General features: G+C 41.9%; 20 protein-coding genes and 1 other annotated feature. Of the genes, 16 read left to right on the top strand and 4 right to left on the bottom strand.

What is annotated here, in order from left to right; all coding sequences use genetic code 11:
• The first annotated feature begins 115 nt into the window (after nt 1–115).
• The 10 genes from ABN702_RS17615 (at nt 116) to yiaA (ending at nt 7,882) form a co-directional block, all read left to right on the top strand.
• Entirely contained in the window at nt 116–541 is a 426-nt protein-coding gene (locus ABN702_RS17615; RefSeq protein WP_417900951.1) for an RrF2 family transcriptional regulator, read from the top strand.
• Between the two features lie 83 nt (nt 542–624).
• Nucleotides 625–1,524, top strand: a complete 900-nt coding sequence (locus tag ABN702_RS17610; protein WP_417898061.1) for an NAD(P)/FAD-dependent oxidoreductase — start codon at nt 625–627, stop codon at nt 1,522–1,524.
• A gap of 219 nt (nt 1,525–1,743) precedes the next feature.
• Nucleotides 1,744–2,430: a DUF4386 domain-containing protein gene (locus ABN702_RS17605; RefSeq protein ID WP_417898060.1), complete on the top strand. Its 687-nt coding sequence runs from the start codon at nt 1,744–1,746 to the stop codon at nt 2,428–2,430.
• Between the two features lie 105 nt (nt 2,431–2,535).
• Nucleotides 2,536–3,543 carry a DUF3231 family protein gene (locus ABN702_RS17600; protein ID WP_417898059.1) on the top strand — a complete coding sequence of 336 codons (1,008 nt, stop codon included), beginning with the start codon at nt 2,536–2,538 and terminating at the stop codon, nt 3,541–3,543.
• A 181-nt stretch (nt 3,544–3,724) separates the two neighbouring features.
• The gene (locus ABN702_RS17595; RefSeq protein ID WP_417898058.1) at nt 3,725–4,648 is read left to right on the top strand and encodes a VanW family protein; all 924 of its coding nucleotides are present in this window, start codon (nt 3,725–3,727) and stop codon (nt 4,646–4,648) included.
• Between the two features lie 102 nt (nt 4,649–4,750).
• Nucleotides 4,751–5,146, top strand: coding sequence for a VOC family protein (locus ABN702_RS17590; protein ID WP_417898057.1), 396 nt, complete (start codon nt 4,751–4,753; stop codon nt 5,144–5,146).
• A gap of 178 nt (nt 5,147–5,324) precedes the next feature.
• The gene (locus tag ABN702_RS17585) at nt 5,325–5,900 is read left to right on the top strand and encodes a bifunctional transcriptional activator/DNA repair enzyme AdaA (protein ID WP_417898056.1); all 576 of its coding nucleotides are present in this window, start codon (nt 5,325–5,327) and stop codon (nt 5,898–5,900) included.
• Nucleotides 5,897–6,805: a DNA-3-methyladenine glycosylase family protein gene (locus tag ABN702_RS17580; protein WP_417898055.1), complete on the top strand. Its 909-nt coding sequence runs from the start codon at nt 5,897–5,899 to the stop codon at nt 6,803–6,805. The genes ABN702_RS17585 and ABN702_RS17580 overlap by 4 nt, the downstream gene beginning before the upstream one ends.
• A complete protein-coding gene (locus tag ABN702_RS17575; RefSeq protein WP_417898054.1) occupies nt 6,798–7,283 on the top strand; it encodes a methylated-DNA--[protein]-cysteine S-methyltransferase in 486 nt (161 codons plus the stop codon). The genes ABN702_RS17580 and ABN702_RS17575 overlap by 8 nt, the downstream gene beginning before the upstream one ends.
• Nucleotides 7,284–7,420: 137 nt before the next feature.
• Nucleotides 7,421–7,882 carry an inner membrane protein YiaA gene (gene yiaA, locus ABN702_RS17570; RefSeq protein ID WP_417898053.1) on the top strand — a complete coding sequence of 154 codons (462 nt, stop codon included), beginning with the start codon at nt 7,421–7,423 and terminating at the stop codon, nt 7,880–7,882.
• 56 nt (nt 7,883–7,938) lie between these two features.
• Here yiaA and ABN702_RS17565 read toward each other — a convergent pair whose 3' ends face one another.
• On the bottom strand, nt 7,939–8,331 hold the full coding sequence (locus tag ABN702_RS17565) for a RidA family protein (protein ID WP_417898052.1): 393 nt from the start codon (nt 8,329–8,331) through the stop codon (nt 7,939–7,941).
• A gap of 546 nt (nt 8,332–8,877) precedes the next feature.
• The gene (locus ABN702_RS17560; protein WP_417898051.1) at nt 8,878–10,926 is read right to left on the bottom strand and encodes a S9 family peptidase; all 2,049 of its coding nucleotides are present in this window, start codon (nt 10,924–10,926) and stop codon (nt 8,878–8,880) included.
• Between the two features lie 178 nt (nt 10,927–11,104).
• Between ABN702_RS17560 and ABN702_RS17555 the strand changes: the two genes are divergently transcribed.
• The 4 genes from ABN702_RS17555 to ABN702_RS17540 all read left to right on the top strand — a co-directional run bounded on the left by ABN702_RS17555 (nt 11,105) and on the right by ABN702_RS17540 (nt 15,027).
• Nucleotides 11,105–12,172 carry a P1 family peptidase gene (locus tag ABN702_RS17555; RefSeq protein ID WP_417898050.1) on the top strand — a complete coding sequence of 356 codons (1,068 nt, stop codon included), beginning with the start codon at nt 11,105–11,107 and terminating at the stop codon, nt 12,170–12,172.
• Nucleotides 12,173–12,252: 80 nt separating this feature from the next.
• Nucleotides 12,253–13,503 carry an MFS transporter gene (locus ABN702_RS17550; protein WP_417898049.1) on the top strand — a complete coding sequence of 417 codons (1,251 nt, stop codon included), beginning with the start codon at nt 12,253–12,255 and terminating at the stop codon, nt 13,501–13,503.
• A 126-nt stretch (nt 13,504–13,629) separates the two neighbouring features.
• On the top strand, nt 13,630–14,181 hold the full coding sequence (locus ABN702_RS17545; protein ID WP_417898048.1) for a thioredoxin family protein: 552 nt from the start codon (nt 13,630–13,632) through the stop codon (nt 14,179–14,181).
• A gap of 99 nt (nt 14,182–14,280) precedes the next feature.
• The gene (locus ABN702_RS17540) at nt 14,281–15,027 is read left to right on the top strand and encodes a phosphotransferase family protein (protein ID WP_417898047.1); all 747 of its coding nucleotides are present in this window, start codon (nt 14,281–14,283) and stop codon (nt 15,025–15,027) included.
• A 77-nt stretch (nt 15,028–15,104) separates the two neighbouring features.
• Here ABN702_RS17540 and ABN702_RS17535 read toward each other — a convergent pair whose 3' ends face one another.
• Entirely contained in the window at nt 15,105–15,605 is a 501-nt protein-coding gene (locus ABN702_RS17535) for a DUF4188 domain-containing protein (protein ID WP_417898046.1), read from the bottom strand.
• Between the two features lie 2 nt (nt 15,606–15,607).
• Entirely contained in the window at nt 15,608–16,153 is a 546-nt protein-coding gene (locus ABN702_RS17530; protein ID WP_417898045.1) for a PadR family transcriptional regulator, read from the bottom strand.
• A 277-nt stretch (nt 16,154–16,430) separates the two neighbouring features.
• Nucleotides 16,431–16,650 (top strand) — a binding site (T-box leader).
• Nucleotides 16,651–16,704: 54 nt separating this feature from the next.
• On the opposite strand from ABN702_RS17530, the gene ABN702_RS17525 reads away from it, so the two are divergent.
• Both ABN702_RS17525 and ABN702_RS17520 read left to right on the top strand, forming a co-directional pair.
• The gene (locus tag ABN702_RS17525; RefSeq protein ID WP_417900950.1) at nt 16,705–18,045 is read left to right on the top strand and encodes a sodium-dependent transporter; all 1,341 of its coding nucleotides are present in this window, start codon (nt 16,705–16,707) and stop codon (nt 18,043–18,045) included.
• A 338-nt stretch (nt 18,046–18,383) separates the two neighbouring features.
• The gene (locus tag ABN702_RS17520; RefSeq protein WP_417898044.1) at nt 18,384–19,622 is read left to right on the top strand and encodes a helix-turn-helix domain-containing protein; all 1,239 of its coding nucleotides are present in this window, start codon (nt 18,384–18,386) and stop codon (nt 19,620–19,622) included.
• Nucleotides 19,623–19,631 lie beyond the last annotated feature (9 nt).

Below are 19,631 nucleotides of genomic sequence, written 5' to 3'. Positions count from 1 at the left end.
CTTTTTATCTTTTATTGATAGGTATATAAGTAAATACCTTGTGATTGGTTTCCATTTGGTTTATGATTAATTATAGACATTAAGGGTCTTTAATATATCTGTAAGGAGAATCATGATGAAATATTCTAGAGCCACCAATTACGCTTTACACACAATGGTATATTTAACCTTAACACCAAAGGGAAAGGCTGTTGGCGTGGATCAATTAGCTAAAATACAAGATCTTTCCCCAACATACTTATCTAAGATATTAACCAAACTTGTCAAAGCAGGGCTGATTGAATCAACTCCAGGTGTTAATGGAGGCTATAGTATTGCTAAGCATTCTCGTGAAATTTCATTTTTAGATGTAATACTTGCTATTGAAGGGAACACAACATTATTTAGTTGTTCACTAGAACATGATGATTTGAAAAATGGAGAATGCTTAATTGAAAATGTGATGATAGACGCAGAAAGAAAAATGAGAAGTGAATTGGACAAAAAGTATATTATTGATATAGCAAGAGAAATTGAAAAGAAAAACGATCAAAAAAAATAAACTTTGGGCATTCTCCTTATTTTTTTCTTTCAATTATAGATATTAAGAGTCTTTAATGTATCTTATTCTAGGAGGAAGATAACATGGTACTAGATTGTGTAGTTATTGGCGGAGGTCCATCAGGCTTAAACGCTTCTCTTGTCCTGGGGAGAGCAAAAAAGAATATCGTTCTGTTTGATGAAAATAAACCTAGAAATGCTGTAACATATGAGTCTCACGGTTTTATAACAAGAGATGGTATCAAACCTTCAGAATTCAAACGAATTGCTAAAGAAGAGTTAAGGAATTACCCTGGTATTTCAATACAAAATCATCGGGTGATAGCTATTATAAAGGAAAAGCAATCATTTATTATTCATACAGATGAGGGGAATTCTTACCACTCAAGAAAGGTTATTTTATCAACAGGTCTTAAAGATGTTTTGCCTCGAATAGAAGGGATTAATAATTTCTTTGGAACGAGCTTGTTTAACTGTCCATTTTGTGATGGGTGGGAATTAAAAGATCGTGCATTAGTTGTTATTTCAGAAAATGAACGTGCTTTTCATATGACAAAAATGATTGCAAATTGGAGTAAAGACCTTGTTGTTTGTACAAATGGGAGAATGATCTTCACTGAGGAGCAGAAAGAGTTATTAACTAAGAAGAATATAAAGGTCATTGGAGATGAAATAGAAATCCTACAAGGGAAAAATGGCCACTTACAAACGATCAAATTTAAGAATGGAAAAGAAATTGAAAGGGAAGGAGGGTTTGTCACTACAGGGCTAGAACAAGCATCTTCATTAGCTCAAACATTAGGCTGTGCTATAAATCAGATGGGTGGAATTAAAACAGATAATTTTGGGCGGACAAATATTCAAGGAGTCTATGCTAGTGGAGATATTTCTATAACATCACCTGCTCAATTAATAATTGCTGCAAGTGAGGGCAGTAAGGCTGCCATGGGAGTAATCAGTGACTTAGTTAATGAAGATTTTTGAAAAGCTGGGAGACGGTTCTACTGCTTCGGAAGCCCGAAGATGAAAAACTATGATTAGTTGTCGATAGAGTAAAAAGAAGCAGGTAACCAGATAATGGTTTTCTGCTTCTTTTTTGTTAGACAAGATCGAATCAGGCGTCTAATCATACGAAGTATCTGTAGTATCTTATCTTTTCCAGGCATATTGTTTTAAAAAGTAGGTATTATAGGGAGGTTAAATATGCTGAGGAAGAGTACAAATTCAGGTAGAAGGTCTGCGGTGATTACTGGAGTGTTATTAATAGCCGGTATGGTTGCAGGTATATTTAGTGTTGTTCCTGTTATAGATGGAGCAGACTATATTGTCAAGGCTGTTACATATGAAAATCAGGTATTCATAGGAGCGTTTTTCCAGCTGTTAATGGTTGTTGCATATGTCGGTATTCCTATTTTGATGTATCCAATTTTAAGTAAGCATAATAAAGGTTTAGCTCTTGGATCTGTTGCTTTTGGGATTATTGCGGGAGTGTTCATTATTATTGGTGTCATTATTCTACTGTTGCTGTTGACATTAAGTCGCGAATTTGCAGAAATTGGAACGCTGGATCTATCGTATTTTCAGACATTAGGTGAATTGTTACAGGCAGGACGTGATTTGGTTAACCATGTGGCAATGACGCTGGGATTTGTTTTGGCTATGCTCTTGTTTAATTGCATATTTTACGAAACAAAACTAGTTCCACGTTGGTTGTCGGTTTGGGGTATTATTGGATCTGCATTGTCCATATTGGCAAGTTTATTATTTATGATTCGCTTCATCGGTCTGGATGCAGCCTATATGATGTTGAACATTCCAATAGCCTTTCAACAATTGGTTTTGGCTATATGGCTAATCGGTAAAGGTTTCAAACCAACGGTGCGGGAATAGGCATCATCGTCTTTTGAACACCCATCTCTCCAACAGTTAAAGCATAGTTATAGGTATATTACCTTATATAAAGGAAATCTTATAAATAAACGAATTAGACATGGAGTGATTTATTTGAGTTCCTCAAATAGGGTAAGACTTACTTCTTCCGAAATGGCATCCCTGTGGTCAGAATATATCAACCACACTCACAGTAGTTGTATGTTAGAATACTTTATTGCAAAAGCAGAAGATGATGAAGTATTAGAGGTCCTGAATAAGACCTATCAAATTATAGAAATTTCAAAGGATAATACTAAGCGAATATTAGAGTCGGAAAATGTACCTATTCCTATGGGGTTTAGTAGTCAAGATGTGGATGTTAATGCACCACGACTTTTTTCAGATTCCTTTTTTCTGTTGTACATAAAAAATTTGTCTAGGGTAATGGTAGCGTCATGCGGTTTAATGTTTACAATGTCCACTCGCAAAGATATGAGGGAGCATTTTAAAGAATGTTTGTCTAAGTCATCTACTGTCTTTGATAATGTAAGTGACGTCTTGTTAAATAAAGGTCTATATACTAGGCCTCCAGTTATTGAACCTCCCAAAAAATCAGACTTTGTTGAAGATAAAGATTATCTAAATGGAATAAATTTATTTGGAGACCAAAGATTCTTAAATGCAATTGAAATATCTCATGTTTTCGGAAACATTGAAGCAAATGTGATAGGTAATGCATTAACAAAAGGTTTTGGTCAAACTGCAGATTTAAAAGAAGTTCGTGAATTCATGGAGAATGCAGGGGGGTTATCAGAAAAAATAATCAATCTACTCACTCAATTTTTATCAGGAAGTCAATTGCCTGCACCAATGCCTTCCGATACACAAGTATATAATTCCTCTCACCCCTCGTTTTCAGATAGATTGATGATGTATCAAATCACTACTTTATCGGCAGCTGGACTTTCTGATTATGCTACTTCATTGGCTACTAGTCAAAGGAATGACTTAAAAAGACATTACATGGATTTGATAGATGATACAGTAAAATTAGCAAAAAAAGCTGAAAACATAATGATTAATAATAGCTGGAAAGAACAGCCACCCCAGCAAGATAAAATAAAACTCTAAAAAATTACACTTAAATATATAACCAAGGAAGGCAAGGGGACGGTTCTACTGCTTCTGAAGCAAGGGAACCGTCCCTTTGCTTCACAGGCTTTTTATTTTGCATTTCTAAAGAAGAATGCTTTTTTTAATTCATTAAAGTATCCGCTCTTGCCCATACTAATTTTGGGAGGTAGAGCGACTTATGATACAAATTTGGTTAGTTGGTCTTTTATTATTGGCTCAACCTGTCGAGATTTCTGACAACAGTTTAACTGTCACTCAACAGGGGCAGGAAATTTCTATTATGAACCGTGAGAATTTCACGATGCCTCTTCCGGGGACACCACTGATTAACGATAAAAAATACGATGAATATATCGAAAAATTGGATCGGAAAATATACCGTGCTCCCCAAAATGCGGTGATTAACGATCAAGGCGGAATCGACCCGGAAAAGGTAGGATACAGACTAGATCGACAGGTGTTTAAGAAAAAGTATTATGAATACTTTTATAGCAATGGCCCTTCAGAGGTGGAAGTGCCCCTATTGGAGGTATATCCAAAGGTCGATAGTGAGCTGCTTGCTGATATTCGAATAAAACAGATCGGACAATATGTTACATATTTTAATTCGTACAATAAAAGTCGGTCTCATAATATATTTCTTGCCGCAGAAGCAATAGACAATCATGTTATTTTCCCAAATGAGACGTTTTCTTTTAACAAGGTGGTAGGCAAAAGAACGCTGGAGAAAGGGTACCTACGTGCTCCGATCATTGTGAGAGGGGAATTGTCGGAGGGTGTAGGGGGAGGTATCTGCCAGGTGTCATCCACATTGTTCAATGCTGTCGATCGTGCCGGGCTCAAAATTGTCGAGCGCTACTCCCATAGCAGGAACGTGCCTTATGTTCCGTCAGGACGGGATGCCACGGTAAGCTGGTACGGACCTGACTTTCGTTTTAAAAACCAATACAATCAACCGATATTGATTCGCGCAAAACGATATGGGGGTTCCATGATTGTGAAGCTTTACTCTTCTGATGTGATCAATTATGAACCTCGTGTGGTTCCGAGTGCCGATTCTCAGTTGCCAAAAGAAATTAATGTAGAGCAAGAGAAGAGGTAAGCACTGAAAGATAGCACTCTCCAAACAAAAAGAAGGATATCCCTCCCTTTGAAAAGAATACTTCTAGTGAAGAAAATATGAACTGATGTGGAGGGATTTTTCATGGGAAGACTGGTACATTTTGAAGTCCATGTAGAGAACATGGAGCGTGCAAAGAAATTTTATGGAGAAGTGTTCGGCTGGAAGTTTGAAGACTGGACGGATTATGCGGGAATGCCATATTTCGGTGCAGTGACGGGTGATGCGAATGAGCCGGGTGTCAACGGTGCCCTGATGCAGCGGAGAGGTCCTGCTCCTGAAGCCAATCAGCCTATGAATGGATATTCCTGCACAATGGGTGTGACAGATTACGACGCAACAGAGAAGCTGATTCTCGAGCATGGCGGTAAGGTGGCCCTTCCAAAGTATGCCCTTCCTGGAATGGCGTGGCAAGGGTACTACCTGGATACAGAAGGGAATGTCTTTGGGGTTCATCAGCCGGATGAGAATGCGAAATAAGCAAACAAGGGGACGGTTCTCTGCTTCGGAAGCAGAGAACCGTCCCCTTGCTTCTTTGTTTCTTAGACCATAAGAGCAAGAATGAGGTCGAATCTGTATTAATACTTGGTTAAAATGAGTAAAAGCGGAAGAGATAAAATAAACGGTGAGAAATGAACCAGGAAGGACGGGATGTAGGATGGCGGCTAATATAAATCTATCTTTTGAAGAAATGTGGGAGAAAATTATGGCCTGTGACAGTAAATATGATGGGCTGTTTTTTACGGCAGTGAAAACAACCAAAATCTACTGCCGCCCTTCCTGTAGATCGAGGAAGCCGAAGAAAATAAACGTGGAATTTTTCCATGACATCGATGAAGTGGAAAAGGCGGGCTTTCGTGCCTGTAAAAGATGTCAGCCAAAATCTGATCATTCTCCACAAATTGAACTTGTCAGAAAGGTCGTTTCCTTCCTGGTAAATCATTATAAACAAAAGCTGGAATTACAGGATATTGCGAATCATGCAGGTGTTAGTGCCTTTTACCTTGAGCGGCAATTTAAACAGGCAACTTCAGAAACTCCCCGTTCCTATCTGGAGAAAATCAGAATTGATAAAGCGGTTCATCTTCTAAAAAACACAGATCGAACGAATCTTGAAATCTGCTATGAGGTTGGATTTCAAACTCCTTCCAATTTTTATAAAGTGTTCCGCCGTTTGCAAAATTGTTCACCCAGTGAATATCGAACCCTGATAAGAAAAGAGATGCAGCAATGAATTGGATCGATAATGGCTCATCTATTGAAATTTATCCACCAATGGATTTCAATTTTAAAGAGTGTCTCGTGTTTTTAGGAAGGTCTGAGCAAGAAATATTGCATCAAATTAGAGATGGTTATTTTTATAAATTGTTAAAAATAGATGGCGAATTGGTTTTGTTGAAAATTTGGGACACCAAACATTTCATTCAAGTTGAATTTCCAATCAATAGCCCAACTCCAGGAGTAAGTGAAAAAGCGGCATCCTATGTATGGGAATACTTTGATATGAATCAAGAGTTGGGAAGCTTTTATGAAATGGCTGATAAAGATAAGGTTTTACAGAAAATCGTCCCAAAATATCGTGGCTTACGGATTATTTGTATTCCCGATCTATTTGAAGCGCTGACTTGGGCGATTATGGGACAGCAAATCAATTTAACATTTGCTTATACGTTAAAAAAACGATTTGTTGAGCATTTCGGAGAATGTCTCACTTTTGAAGGAAACACGTACTGGTTATTTCCCGAATTCGAAACAATAGCACATATAGATATAGATGAATTAAGAAAACTCCAGTTTACAACCCGAAAAGCGGAATATATTACTGGAGTTGCAAAAGCGATGGCAAGCGGCCACATAACCAAAGAAGCACTGCTTCAACAGCAAGATTATCACCAAGTGAAAAAATCTTTATTGGCAATCAGAGGTGTCGGAGCTTGGACGGCCGATTATGTGATGATGAAATGCTTACACCAACCTGCTGCATTTCCGGTAGCGGATGTCGGTCTTCATCAGGCAATAAAGCGTCAGTTGGGGATTGAACGTAAACCGACATTGGAGGAGTTGGAGGAGATGTCAACAAATTGGGAGGGGTGGCAAGCATATGTCACTTTTTATCTATGGAGGTCTTTATATGAATAGCAGGTTACATAAAATAGATTACGAATCACCGATTGGCGTTCTTGAAATAATCGGCACAGAAGAAGCTATCTGTTCAATCATGTTTGACGAGCGTGAGAGAACAGTAAATCCAATTCAAGGCGACACACCAGAGGTTTTAGTACTTTGCTGTAATCAACTTGATGAGTATTTCAAAGGGGAGCGGAGTGAATTTACATTTCCCTACATACTTGAAGGAACAGCCTTTCAAAAAACAGTGTGGAACGCATTAAATGGGATATCCTACGCTGAAACGGGATCCTATAGGGATATTGCTGTTACAATCGGAAATGAAAAAGCCATCAGAGCTGTCGGAAGTGCAAATGGAAAAAATAAGTTAAGTATTGTGATTCCTTGTCATCGAATTATCGGTTCAAATGGAAAACTGACAGGTTATGCAGGTGGTTTATGGAGAAAAGAGTGGCTCCTGAATCATGAAAGGACTTTTCATAAGGAATAACAAACAAGGGGACGGTTCTCTGCTTCGGAAGCAGAGAACCGTCCCCTTGCTTTGTTGCGAAATATATTTAATATTACAACAATGTAAAAAATTGCTATAATAAATCTGAATGTATTGACAATAAAGGGGAGAGTCAAATGGAGGAAAACCCATTAATTAAAAACAATGAAAAGACGGCAAAGATGAAGGAGGAAAGAAAAGAAGGGGAGCCAACTGCGGCCTTTAAAGGGGCCAGTTGGGCGGCACTAGCGGTAGGTGTTTCTGCTTATCTGATCGGCCTGTTCAATGCCACCATGGAGCTGAACGAAAAAGGATATTACTTCGCTGTATTGGTATTCGGACTCTATGCAGCAGTATCCCTGCAAAAAGCAGTAAGGGATAAAGAGGAAGGGATAGCTGTAACCGGTATTTATTACGGCCTTAGTTGGTTCGCCGTTATTATTGCTATCTCCTTGATGGCGATTGGCTTATATAATGCGGGAAGTATTATATTGAGTGAAAAAGGGTTTTATGCGATGGCGTTTGTGCTGAGTTTATTTGCTGCTATCACGATCCAGAAAAACATTCGGGACACGCAATTGGCGAGGGAGAAGGATTAAGATAGGTATACAAAAGGTTCCCGCACTCCGTATGGTGCAGGAACCTTTTTGCTATTTTAACCGATTTCCTTGCATGCCCACGCATCAATTTCAACTCTAAGTGACGAAGCAGCCAATGCGACGACATAAAGCAATGTCGTACAAGGAATGTGGTCGCCAAGAAAGTCTTTGACTATTTTTCTTCTCTTGTCCGTGTCAAAATCTCCAACGAGGAAAAAGACCAGTTTAGTCAGATCTTGAATTCCCATATTGGCGGCTTCAAGATTCCTTTTTATATTGTTCAATGCCAATTCGAATTGCTCCAATGGCTCTTCCGGGACGGATCCATCAAGGTTCATGCCGATTTGTCCGGATATGGTCAGCCATCTGTTTGATCCGGTCACTTCCATTTGGTGGACATAGGAGCCGACCGGTGGGTGAATGGTTTCTGGGTTTCTAGCGGTTTTCATCTCATCAATCCTTTTAACAATTTAGTGGGACGTTTCTCTGATTTGGAAGCAGAGAACCGTCCCTATGCTTTTCGGGTGGTGTTTTTGCTGGGTTTTGGTAAAAAATCAAAGGAGCAAAGGACTTTTATTTTCAAAAAGGTTCCTGCAGAGGAGAATGCAACATTATTTGCTTGCTTTTATATGGGAATACCATGTTTGCGGTTTGTATGAGGGGGCGGGAAAATGCAATATGCACAAAAAATTTGATTTGTGTAGAAAAACCATGGTCATTCGGTGAAAAATTTCAATTTATGCACAAAAATCCGATTTTGCGGTGAAAAATTCGGATTTATGAAAAATTCGCAGGATATGACAGATTTCGACACATCCGACACATCCGACACGACACACCCTACACGCTCCAAACGCCCAAAACACGTACCACGCCCTTGCTATCAAAGAACCTTTCCTCCAAATAAGACCATCTAAAAAACAGGACGGAAAAACGACCAGTTTTCCCATCCTGCTTTCATTTCATTGCTTTGTTGGACAGCCTCAGTCTGCCGGTTATTCCGCAGAACCAACTGTCTCTTTAACCGAACCCTCTTGTTGAACCAGTCTATCATCAAACCACCCGATCAAATGCTGCAAGCGCTCCAAGCGGTGCTTCGGCTTACCGGAACGTGACAAATCATGATTCTCATCCGGGAAGCGAACCAGCTTGGTATCAACACCTAGACGTTTCAGGGCGATATACCATTGCTCCGCCTGCTCCATCGGGCAACGTAGGTCCTGTTCGCTGTGCAGGATCAGTGTCGGCGTTTTGACATTACGCGCATGGTGAAGCGGGGAGATTTCCAGCAGTTTTACTGCATCCTCCCATAGGTCCGCATGTCCGTGCTGCCATTCGGTGAAGAAGAAGCCGATGTCGCTTGTTCCGTAGAAGCTGTGCCAGTTGCAGATGCTGCGCTGGGTGACGGCCGCTTTGAAACGGTCTGTGCGGGTGACGATGACGTTCGTCATATAGCCTCCGTAGCTTCCGCCTGTCACGAATTGCTGATCGTGATCGATGTAGTCGAAGTTTGCGAGGGCGTAGTCTGCTCCTGCCATGATATCTTCATAATCCATCCCGCCGTAATCCCCGATAACCGCGTTCACGAAGTCGTGGCCATAGCCATGGCTGCCTCGTGGATTTGTGTAAAGGACTAAATATCCTTTTGAAGCCATTAGCTGCATTTCATGGTGTAGGCCGTTTCCATATGCTGTTGCCGGTCCACCATGGATCTGGAGGATCATCGGATATTTCTTGCCTTCTTCAAATCCATAAGGCTTTAACACCCAGCCTTCGATTTCCTTGCCATCTGTGCTTGGATATTTGAAGTTTTCTGGCGTGCTTAAATGAACCTCACTAAAGAGCGCTTCGTTCCAATCCGTTAACTTCTCTACGTTTGCCACATCATTCAGGTCCTGAACCACCACGTCACCTGTGGAGTGAGGAGTAGCAAGAACCAATACAGCTTGATCATCATTCACGATATCGTAGGAAGTGACCACTCCGACAGCAGGGGAAAGGGCTGCTGAAACCTCTCCTTCAAGGCTTACTTTGAACAGCTGGCAATCCCCGCCGACTGTAGCATGGAAGAAGATATTCGCGCTGTTAGCGTCCCACACCAACCTTGGCTCTGCCGTGTCATACTTCGCATCGACCCCAACGAGATTTCCAACTGTGTAATCGAAGCTTTCAGTCAGGTTTTTGACAGCACCGGATTCTACAGAAATCAGAAGAACATTCGCATTCCCCTGGCTTCTTTCGCCGCGGTCATGACCAGCTACAGCAAGCCATCTGCCGTCCGGTGAAACGGAAGGAGCCATCACATAGCCGTTTGCCTGATAGAAAAGCTCCTCCACTTTTGCTTCAATATCGTACTTCCAGATTGCAGGAAGGTAGCCCCATTCTTTGTCCTCTGCTTTTGTTCCGATATAGAACAGGTTTTTCCCGTCCGGAGTGAAACGAGGCTGGCCGAAATCATGCTCGCCATCCGTGATTTTCGTATAGGATTTCGCTTCGATATCGTAAAGATACACATGCTTGCGGTCCTCATTATAGATTCCGACGCCGTCCCCTTTATAGCGAAGTCTTGTAATCACCTTTACGTCGCTTTTTTCTTCCTTTTTTTCTTCCTTTTTCTCTTCCTTATCGGTGGATAGCTTCAACTCGCCGCTGATGGTAAGCGCAAGCTGCTTACCATCCGGAGACCAGACAAAATCCCCGATACCTTGCTTGACGTCTGTCAGCTGAACCGCTTCGCCGCCGTCCGTATGTAAAAGCCAAACCTGATTCTTCCCTGTACGGTTAGAGCGGAAGGCGATCGCCTTTCCATCCGGTGACCACTTCGGAGCCACATCTTTTATGAGACTATCCTTGGAATAATGAGAAGTGAACTGTCTGCCTTCACCTTTTAAATCAGAAACATAGATGGAAGAATAATAGCCATCCTTCTCCTTATCCACCTGAGTCAGGACATAAGCCACCTTGTCCTTGTTGGGGGATACCTTCGGATCTCCGGCAAACTTGAATTTACATAGGTCCTCTGCTGTAATAGGACGTTTCGTCATTGTACATTCCTCCATTTTTAGCAATCTATGAGTCTATCATATCATTTCGTGGGGCGAAATAAAATATTAATTTTAGATATTTCAGTATTTTAGAAAAATAGATCGGAGTGTTAGAAGTATTTTAAAAATCCTTGTCGAATAACGTAAGTAGGAAAATCTAGCTGATAGGAGAGATTTCATGCTCAATCAAAAAAGAATACGAGATTACGGAGTCAAAATTGGACGAATGGACCCGGGGTCCAATAACGCCATTACAGATGTAGAAGGTGTGACAGTCGGCCATGTGACCCTGTGCGATGGAAAGATGCAAACAGGAGTCACCGCCATTTTGCCGCATCAAGGAAACATCTTCAAAGAAAAACTGATTGCCTCAAGCCATGTGATAAACGGATTCGGAAAAACGATGGGGACGATTCAAATGGCGGAGCTCGGCACATTGGAAACACCGATTATTCTGACCAATACATTAAATGTCGGGGCAGCGGCAGATGCGTTGATCGACTACACGCTGGAGCGAAACCCGGAAATCGGCCGGACTACCGGAACCGTCAATCCCATCGTCGGGGAATGCAACGATATGTTTTTGAATGATATAAGGGAAAAGTTCGTGAAGGCTGGGCATGTTCTTCAAGCACTTGAGAATGCCTCAACGGAATTCAAGGAGGGAGCGGTGGGTGCTGGGACAGGCATGCTCTGCTACTCCATGAAAGGGGGCATCGGTTCTGCATCCCGTATCATGGAAATGAAGCATGGAAAGTACACAATGGGTGTTCTAGTGTTAACGAATTTTGGGATTTTGGAGGATCTCAGGATTAATGGCAAGGCAGTCGGCCAAGAGTTGGCAGATGTAATGGAACGGTCTTACAAGGGTAAGGATGAAGGCTCCATCATGATAATCGTTGCAACCGACCTCCCAGTATCGGAAAGGCAGCTGAATCGGATCATCAAGCGGTCTGTCACCGGGTTATCGAGGACAGGTTCCATCATTACAACCGGAAGTGGCGAAGTTGTCATAGGCTTCTCGACTGCAACCAGGATCCCCCATGAAAAACCGGAGCACTGCCTATCATTGCCGATGATTCATGAAGAGGATATCGATTTGGCCTTTAGGGCAGTGGGGGAAGCGACGGAAGAGGCAATTTTGAATTCACTTGTTACCGCAGAGTCTGTGGTGGGACGGGATGGCAATGTGCGGCCGGCATTGAAGGATTTAATCGAGGAGTTTACTCTTTCTTTAATTCAGTGATAAAAACAAGTGTGAACAGGCGATGCGATGTTTATAATGTAGGTGGAGCAACTATTATTTGTAGAAATGAGTGGTAAGCTGTGACTGAAGTGAAGAACAATCTTGAGGAGAATTGGCTGAGGAACATCATCCTCTTTCTTAGCAGTCAGACGATTTCCCTGTTTGGCTCGTCCCTGGTTCAATATGCCATTATGTGGTACATAACGCTCACAACGGGTTCGGGTTTGATGATGACGTTATTCATCATTTGTGGCTTTATCCCGTCCTTTATTTTATCGCCTGTTGCGGGGGTGTGGGCAGATCGGTATAACCGAAAAATGCTGATCATCCTTGCGGACAGTCTCATAGCCATTGCCACGCTGATTCTTGCAGTTCTCTTTTTGATGGGCTTTGATTCGATCTGGCTGCTTTTTGTGATGGCGGCGGTCCGGGCATTTGGTACAGGAATTCAGACACCGGCTGTTGGCGCTATTTTACCGCAAATTGTACCAAAAGATAAACTGACAAAGATAAACGGAATAAATGGCAGTATTCATGCAATTATCATGTTCGTGTCTCCGATGGTCAGTGCAGCACTCTTGGCGTTGACTTCGATTGAGGTTATTTTCTTTATCGATGTCGTAACTGCAGTTATTGCAATCTTTACACTGTTCACCTTTTTGAATATCGCCGTTCATGAAAAGGCATCTGTAAAACAAACAACCAGCTACATCAGTGATTTCAAGCAAGGATTACAATATGTGAAACAAAATGCCTTTCTGAAGCAGTTTTTCCTATTCTTTGCGGTGTTCTTTGTTTTGATGGCGCCAGCAGCCTTTTTGACCCCATTACAAGTAACACGCAGCTTTGGAGAGGATGTGTGGCGGCTTACCGCAATTGAAATTGCCTTTTCCATTGGCATGATGGTAGGGGGAGCTGTCATTGCATCTTGGGGCGGGTTTTCAAATAAAGTGAAAACGATGGGACTTGCGAGCATCATCATGGGTGTCTGTACGTTTGCACTCGGCGTTGTTCCGCAGTTTTGGTTTTACTTAGGCCTCATGACGTTGTTCGGTCTTGCAGTGCCTATATTCAATACCCCAGCCACCGTCCTGCTGCAAGAGAAAGTGGAAGAGGATTATCTGGGCAGAGTATTTGGCGTATTTGGGATGATCTCCACTTCGATGATGCCGCTTGGAATGCTGATATTCGGTCCGATAGCTGATTTTATCCCGATAGAATGGCTTTTAATCGGAACGGGAGTATTGATCATTATCCTTGCAATACTTTTAGGGCGAAACACCGTATTGATGGAAGCAGGAAGGCCTGTAGCGGAGGAATTGAAGGTATAGAGGATGAAAAAATTGGGGCGGATATGCAACTGTCCCATTTTTTTGTGCTTCGTTAGAGCATTTTACTAGGTGTAATTTTTCAATATCTGGTACGTTAGTAGTACTAATTGATGTGAGGTGCTGGGAATGAATTTGAATGACTGGTTTGATAGTGCGCTTACGTATGGACAATATGCAGAGGGGATGACGGTAAACAAGGAAGAAATGGAAGCCATATTTAATGAATTTTCCCTAGATGAAGAGAAGGTCGAGTTTGTAAAAGGCCGACAGCTTAGAGTCATTGTATTGACAGAGGATTGGTGCGGCGATGCGCTTTTAAATAATCCCATCCTGATGAAGATTGCTGATGCTGCCCTAATGGATGTCCGGTTTATCCTTCGTGATCAAAATTTGGAGCTGATGGATCAGTATCTGACGAATGGAACAGCCCGTTCGATCCCTATCTTTATCTTTATCAATCAAGAGGGTGAAGAGGTAGCTGTCTGGGGACCTAGAGCAGCGGAACTCCAAAAAATGGTGAACCAGGTCAAAGCTACCCTTCCACCAGCAGATGCCCCTGATTTTAAAGAAAAGCAATCGGCAGCTTTTAAACAACTAAAAGAGTCGTATGTAAGTAATCCATCTTTATGGAACATAGTTTCCGAAAGCATATTAGGGAAGCTGAGAGAGCGCGTTTAAACTATTCACTATGCACCCAAACCCTGCCTGTAATGATTTTTTGGCAGGGTTTCATGCTGTATCAAGACTTTCCAATAAAGAAAGAAGGAGCATTTTTTCATGATCAACGACAAACCGATCGCAACCGGCAACACCGCCGTCATCTATCTTCAGGAAAACAATGCAATAAAAATATTCCGTGATCACCTGCCCGCCTCAGCACCTATGAATGAGGCGAATAAGCAGCAACTCGCCTATGATTCTGGCCTTCGTGTGCCAAAGGTGTTGGAGGTCACCAAGGTTGAAGGGAGGCATGCGCTTGTCATGGAGTATGTGAATGGAAAGACCCTCGGGCAGCTGGTGACAGAGAATAGGGAGCGGTTGGAGTATTATATGGGACTCTCCGTTGATATCCAGAGGGAGATACATAGCAAAAAGATAGATTCGTTGGAGCCTATGAAGGAGAAGCTTGTGCGTCAAATTCAGTCTGTGGGTTGCCTGGATGCAGAAGTGAAGGCTGCATTGTTGGAGAAGATTGGATCGATGACTTTTGAAAGCAGACTCTGCCATGGTGATTATCATCTTTATAACCTGATTCAGACGGATGATGGGGTTGCGATCATAGACTGGGTCGATGCTAGTTCCGGGGATATCCGGGCGGATGTGTATCGGAGCTATCTGCTTTATTCTCAGGTTTCTGAGGAACTGGCACAAATGTATGTGAAGCTCTATTGCGAGAAGAGCGGACTCGTCAAAGAGGAGATTTTTGCCTGGGCACCGATTGTGGCAGCAGCGAGGCTGGCGGAGAATGTGGCGACGGAGGATGTGGGGCGGTTGATGGGGATTGTAAATGACATAACTTATTAACTGATTTAATGATTGCTCCAAAAGGGGGTAAGGTCACTTTGTATGCCGATTTAAAGTCCAACCCCCCCTGAATAACCCTAGTCTACTTCCGCCCGGCTAGTGAGGTCTTCATGTTTAAGTCGTTGTGCCGCAGTTTTTCTTGCTGCGGTTACAGGTACCGTTCCCAACACTTTCCCCAATCCGAATTTAGGCATATTTCCGTAGATAGATTCATAGTGCCCTTTTTGGACAAGGTAGGTTTCGTGATAGATTCCGACCGCGTCGTTGTTGCCGACTTTTTTATTAAAGGCTTTCCAGGCTTTCAGATGCTTTGGTCCACGGGCATAATCTATTAGTTGCTGTTCCGATTGCCAGTATTGCATCATGAAGGTGGTACGCAGACCAATAAAGCTCTCCATGGAAAGGAAGCCGAGTTCTTTATTTGTGTATAGCTCTTTAATCATTCCTGGCATTGCCAAAAAGACTGGAAACCATTTGTGGATTGCCCACCATTTATTGATTCTCATCCCGATGGTGAATACGACAATATCCGTTCCATTTTCTACTGTATAACGTCCAGGATAAAGTTTTTGCCCCATTCCTATTCCCCCTTGAGTTTAGAAATCGTTTCCCCGCACCACCCGATGGCGGCTTTGGTTGTCGCTAATCCATAATCCAATGTAATAATCCAATACAAAGCATCCGCCTGGCTCATGTGACGAGCTGATATATTGTTTTTGATGGTGTGGTAGGTGTGGTAGCGGTCCTCTAGCTTTTGCTGGTATTGAAGGATGTGCCTTATTGTCACCTGGGATTCCTGATGTCTGCTGAAGAACAGTTTTAGCAGCAGCTCGTTCTTGGTTGTTTCTAGTTCTTTAATGGGATGTTCGAGCCACTTTCTGAGTGCGTCCCTGCCCATGTCAGTAATCTGATATTCCTTCTTATCCGGCTTTCCTTCCTGGGACGTTTCACGTACAGATGCGTATCCTTGATCTACGAGCCCTTTTAAAATGGGATAGATTTGTCCATAGCTGATTTTCCAGAAGTGAGTCAGGCTGCCATCCATCATCTGTTTGATGGAGTAGCCGGTATTGCAACCGGATGTGAGAAGTCCGAGAATGGCAAACTGCGTGTTTTCTTTTGTCATTATGACACCTCGCTTCCATATATCTTTATGATATATATCATTTTGATACATAAGTGGTACTTTTGTCAATAGATGGATAAAATTAAATGCAATAAAAACAAGGAGTGTTAGAGCAAATGAAAAAAGAGGCAGGCTGGACAAATTGTTCCTTACCTGTTTGGAGCAGGGGAAAATGGTTTATGGCATGGCAGGTTTCTTTTTAAGTAAAAAAATTCTCATTGACTATTTTTATGTTCCCATACTATAATCACACTTAATACTTTTAAAAGCATATTGAAATGAAGCTATGAAGAGAATCTATTAAGTCTTATCTCCCTGTTGTAGAGAGCCGGCGTTTGGTGAAAGTCCGGTACAAAGGTAAGAGGAATTTCAATCTTGGAGCTTTACTTTGCCTGCGTACGCAAATTGGCAAAGCGGTTTTTAACCGTTATATTTAGAGTGGAAAGTCGCATGCTTTCAAGAAGGGTGGTACCGCGTGAATAGATCACGTCCCTTCGGAAAACATGCGGCTTTTTTGTGTTATAGTCTTTTATTTTGGGGAGGAATTAATGATGCAGCAAGAGGAACAATGGTCATCGAAGTTGGGGTTTGTATTAGCGTCTGCGGGGTCTGCAATTGGACTTGGGGCGATCTGGAAGCTGCCGTATGTAACAGGTGTTAGCGGCGGAGGAGCATTTATTCTATTATTCTTACTCTTTTCTGTACTGATTGGTTTTCCTCTTCTTCTCGGTGAGTTTATCGTGGGAAGAAGCACAGGGAAAGAAGCGGTTTCTGCCTACAAGAAAATAGCGCCAGGCTCGAAATGGCATTGGATCGGATATCTTGGTGTGTTTACCTGCTTTATCCTGTTGTCGTTCTATAGTGTGATTGGCGGCTGGATTGTCCAGTACTTATTCTATGGTGTAACAGGAATGATGGGTAGTTTTGCGGGCGGTTATGAGGGGCTATTTACGGAAGCGGTGTCCAATCCGATCCCGTCGGTTGCTGCACAGGGTGCATTTTTACTCTTGACCATTCTCGTAGTGGCAAAAGGAGTGCAAAACGGTATCGAGAAGATGAATAAAATCATGATGCCTGCGTTATTTATTTTATTCATCGTGTTGATTGTTCGCTCACTATCTCTCGACAATGCGATGGAGGGTGTCTCGTTCTTTTTATACCCTGACTTTTCAAATATTACTGCAGAAAGCGTGCTGTTTGCGATGGGACAGTCATTTTTCTCCTTAAGTGTCGGGGTTTCGGTGATGGTCACCTATAGCTCCTACTTATCGAAAAAGGAGAGCCTTGTGCAGCCGGCTGTTTCAGTTGTCGGCGTGAATCTTTTCATCTCCATTCTTGCCGGCCTTGCCATTTTCCCGGCAGTCTTCTCCTTGGGGTTTGAGCCGGCAGAAGGACCTGGCTTATTGTTTATCGTATTGCCGTCAGTGTTTGACCAGATTATGTTCGGAAAAGTATTCCTGTTCCTATTTCTGTCTCTGTTTCTTTTTGCAACCCTAACTTCGGCGTTTTCGATGCTGGAGATTGTCGTGGCGGCTCTGACAAAGAACAAAGGCGGCTCCCGAGGTAAAGCGGCCTGGTTGACGGGACTTGGAATCTTCCTTGTCGGCATTCCATCCGCCCTATCCTATAGTGTGTTAGGGGACTTTACCATCTTTGGCAAAACGATCTTCGACAGCGCCGATTTCCTGGTGAGCAACATCCTGATGCCTGTAGGGGCCTTACTCATTTCGATTTTCGTTTCCTATAAGATGAAGAAGGACATCCTGAGAAGTGAGGTTATCCAAGGGGCAAAAGGGTTGAATGGGTTATTTTCGGTTTGGTACCTGTTGATGAGGTATGTGGTGCCGGTTGTGATTGTGGTTGTGTTTTTAAATGTGGTGGGTGTAATTTAAGCGGATTTCCGATTCAAAAGTTCAAAATCATTATGTAGCAGTGAGATTTCTACCACCGTTATAAATAGGAAGGAGAGAGGGGGACGGCAAATAAGCCGCCCCCCTTTCTCTTGGTATTGTATCGTCAGCCTTCCATCAAATTCGTTTTGCCTAGCAATATTATTACTAATCATATTTAACGAATGAGGTTTAATTTTTTTTCCTTAACAGGACTTTTTTCCTGGATTATTTTTTATAAATTCATAAAATTAAGAATTTGTACCAATTGGCAGCGAATTAAGTCAGCTATACACTAAAAAATAGTCATTTATCACCTTCAAAGCTAAGGGGAGAATCATATGTTAGTAGGAGAAATCATCAAATATTACCGGCAAAGAGCTGGCCTTACACAAGAAGAGTTAGGTAGAGGGATTTGTTCTGTTACTCATGTGAGTAAAATCGAAAGTGGAAAAACTCCATTTTCTGCTGAAATCATCCATTTGTTTTCCGAGAGGCTGCACATTGATATTGAAAAAGAAGTAAATCGTTTAGAGAATCTTGGGGATCAACTTCACCTTATGCATAAGCTCATCATTTTGCAAAGAATGAAGGAAGTGGAGGAAATCAAAAGAGAATTGGATACTATGCCAATTATCATGAGCTCTCAATATGCAGCACTGTACCTTTTACTGCTTGCGAGGTATTATATGCTGACTAGTGATTATGAAAAGGCAAAAATGATTTTGTTACAGGTTCAAAGGGATTATCCAGAACTGGATCCATATGAGAAAAACATGCTCCGGCATGTAAAGGGCATCTCTTACATGATTGACTATCGGAAAGCGAATATAGGCAGTTATCAAGCGGCCATTCAATTATTGAAGAAGATTAATAGGGAGGAGTACGGGAATCTCGAATACTATTATCACCTAGCAGCGGCCTATCAATGGGTGAATTCCCCGGTGATGTCTTATTCATATGCTGAAAAAGCCCTCAGATATTTTAAGGAAATTGATCATTTCATAGGGGCTATTTTAGCAGAATCCGTTATGCTCATAGCTACTAGCAGCGATAATGAACAAGATTTCAATGAGGTGGAAGCCACTTATAAGCGTTTGATCTATAACAGTGAAATGCTCAATACACCTGATAAAAAAACACTTCTATTAAATAATTTAGGGTATCAATACTTTATGAGAAAAGATTATGTTCCAGCTAAAAATGCTTTTCAAGAGGCGCTTAGCCTAGTACCTAAGCCTTCTCCATTATATCTTCAACGGTGGCACAATTATCTTAAATGCTGTTTTGAAGGAAAGCTAATGCGTAAAACAGAGTTGTTGAAAAAAGCACGTGAAGGCCTAAGAATGGCAAGGGGACTGGATAACTCAATTTATAAAATTGTTTTCAAGCTTCTCGTTTATAAGATTGAAGAAAATGATGAGAAGTATTACCTTTTCCTTGAGGAGGTAGCCATTCCATACTTCGTTTCCAGCAATAGCGACACCACTAAAAAAAGGTATGGTAAAGAATTATATGAATACTACGTGAAAAACGAACAATTTGAAAAGGCAGTTAAAATAGCAGATATCCTTCTATAGGTACCTGTC

Origin of the sequence: Bacillus haimaensis (assembly GCF_048270625.1) — a bacterium.
Taxonomy (GTDB): Bacteria; Bacillota; Bacilli; order Bacillales; family Bacillaceae_I; genus Sutcliffiella_A; species Sutcliffiella_A haimaensis.
Note: the sequence above shows the minus strand (reverse complement) of the source record. Positions and strands in the feature narration are given on the sequence as shown.

What these genes read in the sequence shown, in the direction of transcription:
- ABN702_RS17605 (WP_417898060.1), top strand. Translation starts at nt 1,744, where the DNA reads ATGCTGAGGAAGAGTACAAATTCAGGTAGAAGGTCTGCGGTGATTACT.
- ABN702_RS17555 (WP_417898050.1), top strand. Translation starts at nt 11,105, where the DNA reads ATGCTCAATCAAAAAAGAATACGAGATTACGGAGTCAAAATTGGACGA.
- ABN702_RS17535 (WP_417898046.1), bottom strand. Translation starts at nt 15,605, where the DNA reads ATGGGGCAAAAACTTTATCCTGGACGTTATACAGTAGAAAATGGAACG.
- ABN702_RS17575 (WP_417898054.1), top strand. Translation starts at nt 6,798, where the DNA reads ATGAATAGCAGGTTACATAAAATAGATTACGAATCACCGATTGGCGTT.
- ABN702_RS17610 (WP_417898061.1), top strand. Translation starts at nt 625, where the DNA reads ATGGTACTAGATTGTGTAGTTATTGGCGGAGGTCCATCAGGCTTAAAC.
- ABN702_RS17530 (WP_417898045.1), bottom strand. Translation starts at nt 16,153, where the DNA reads ATGACAAAAGAAAACACGCAGTTTGCCATTCTCGGACTTCTCACATCC.
- ABN702_RS17590 (WP_417898057.1), top strand. Translation starts at nt 4,751, where the DNA reads ATGGGAAGACTGGTACATTTTGAAGTCCATGTAGAGAACATGGAGCGT.
- ABN702_RS17615 (WP_417900951.1), top strand. Translation starts at nt 116, where the DNA reads ATGAAATATTCTAGAGCCACCAATTACGCTTTACACACAATGGTATAT.
- ABN702_RS17520 (WP_417898044.1), top strand. Translation starts at nt 18,384, where the DNA reads ATGTTAGTAGGAGAAATCATCAAATATTACCGGCAAAGAGCTGGCCTT.
- ABN702_RS17580 (WP_417898055.1), top strand. Translation starts at nt 5,897, where the DNA reads ATGAATTGGATCGATAATGGCTCATCTATTGAAATTTATCCACCAATG.
- ABN702_RS17595 (WP_417898058.1), top strand. Translation starts at nt 3,725, where the DNA reads ATGATACAAATTTGGTTAGTTGGTCTTTTATTATTGGCTCAACCTGTC.
- ABN702_RS17525 (WP_417900950.1), top strand. Translation starts at nt 16,705, where the DNA reads ATGCAGCAAGAGGAACAATGGTCATCGAAGTTGGGGTTTGTATTAGCG.
- ABN702_RS17540 (WP_417898047.1), top strand. Translation starts at nt 14,281, where the DNA reads ATGATCAACGACAAACCGATCGCAACCGGCAACACCGCCGTCATCTAT.
- yiaA (WP_417898053.1), top strand. Translation starts at nt 7,421, where the DNA reads ATGGAGGAAAACCCATTAATTAAAAACAATGAAAAGACGGCAAAGATG.
- ABN702_RS17560 (WP_417898051.1), bottom strand. Translation starts at nt 10,926, where the DNA reads ATGACGAAACGTCCTATTACAGCAGAGGACCTATGTAAATTCAAGTTT.
- ABN702_RS17585 (WP_417898056.1), top strand. Translation starts at nt 5,325, where the DNA reads ATGGCGGCTAATATAAATCTATCTTTTGAAGAAATGTGGGAGAAAATT.
- ABN702_RS17565 (WP_417898052.1), bottom strand. Translation starts at nt 8,331, where the DNA reads ATGAAAACCGCTAGAAACCCAGAAACCATTCACCCACCGGTCGGCTCC.
- ABN702_RS17545 (WP_417898048.1), top strand. Translation starts at nt 13,630, where the DNA reads ATGAATTTGAATGACTGGTTTGATAGTGCGCTTACGTATGGACAATAT.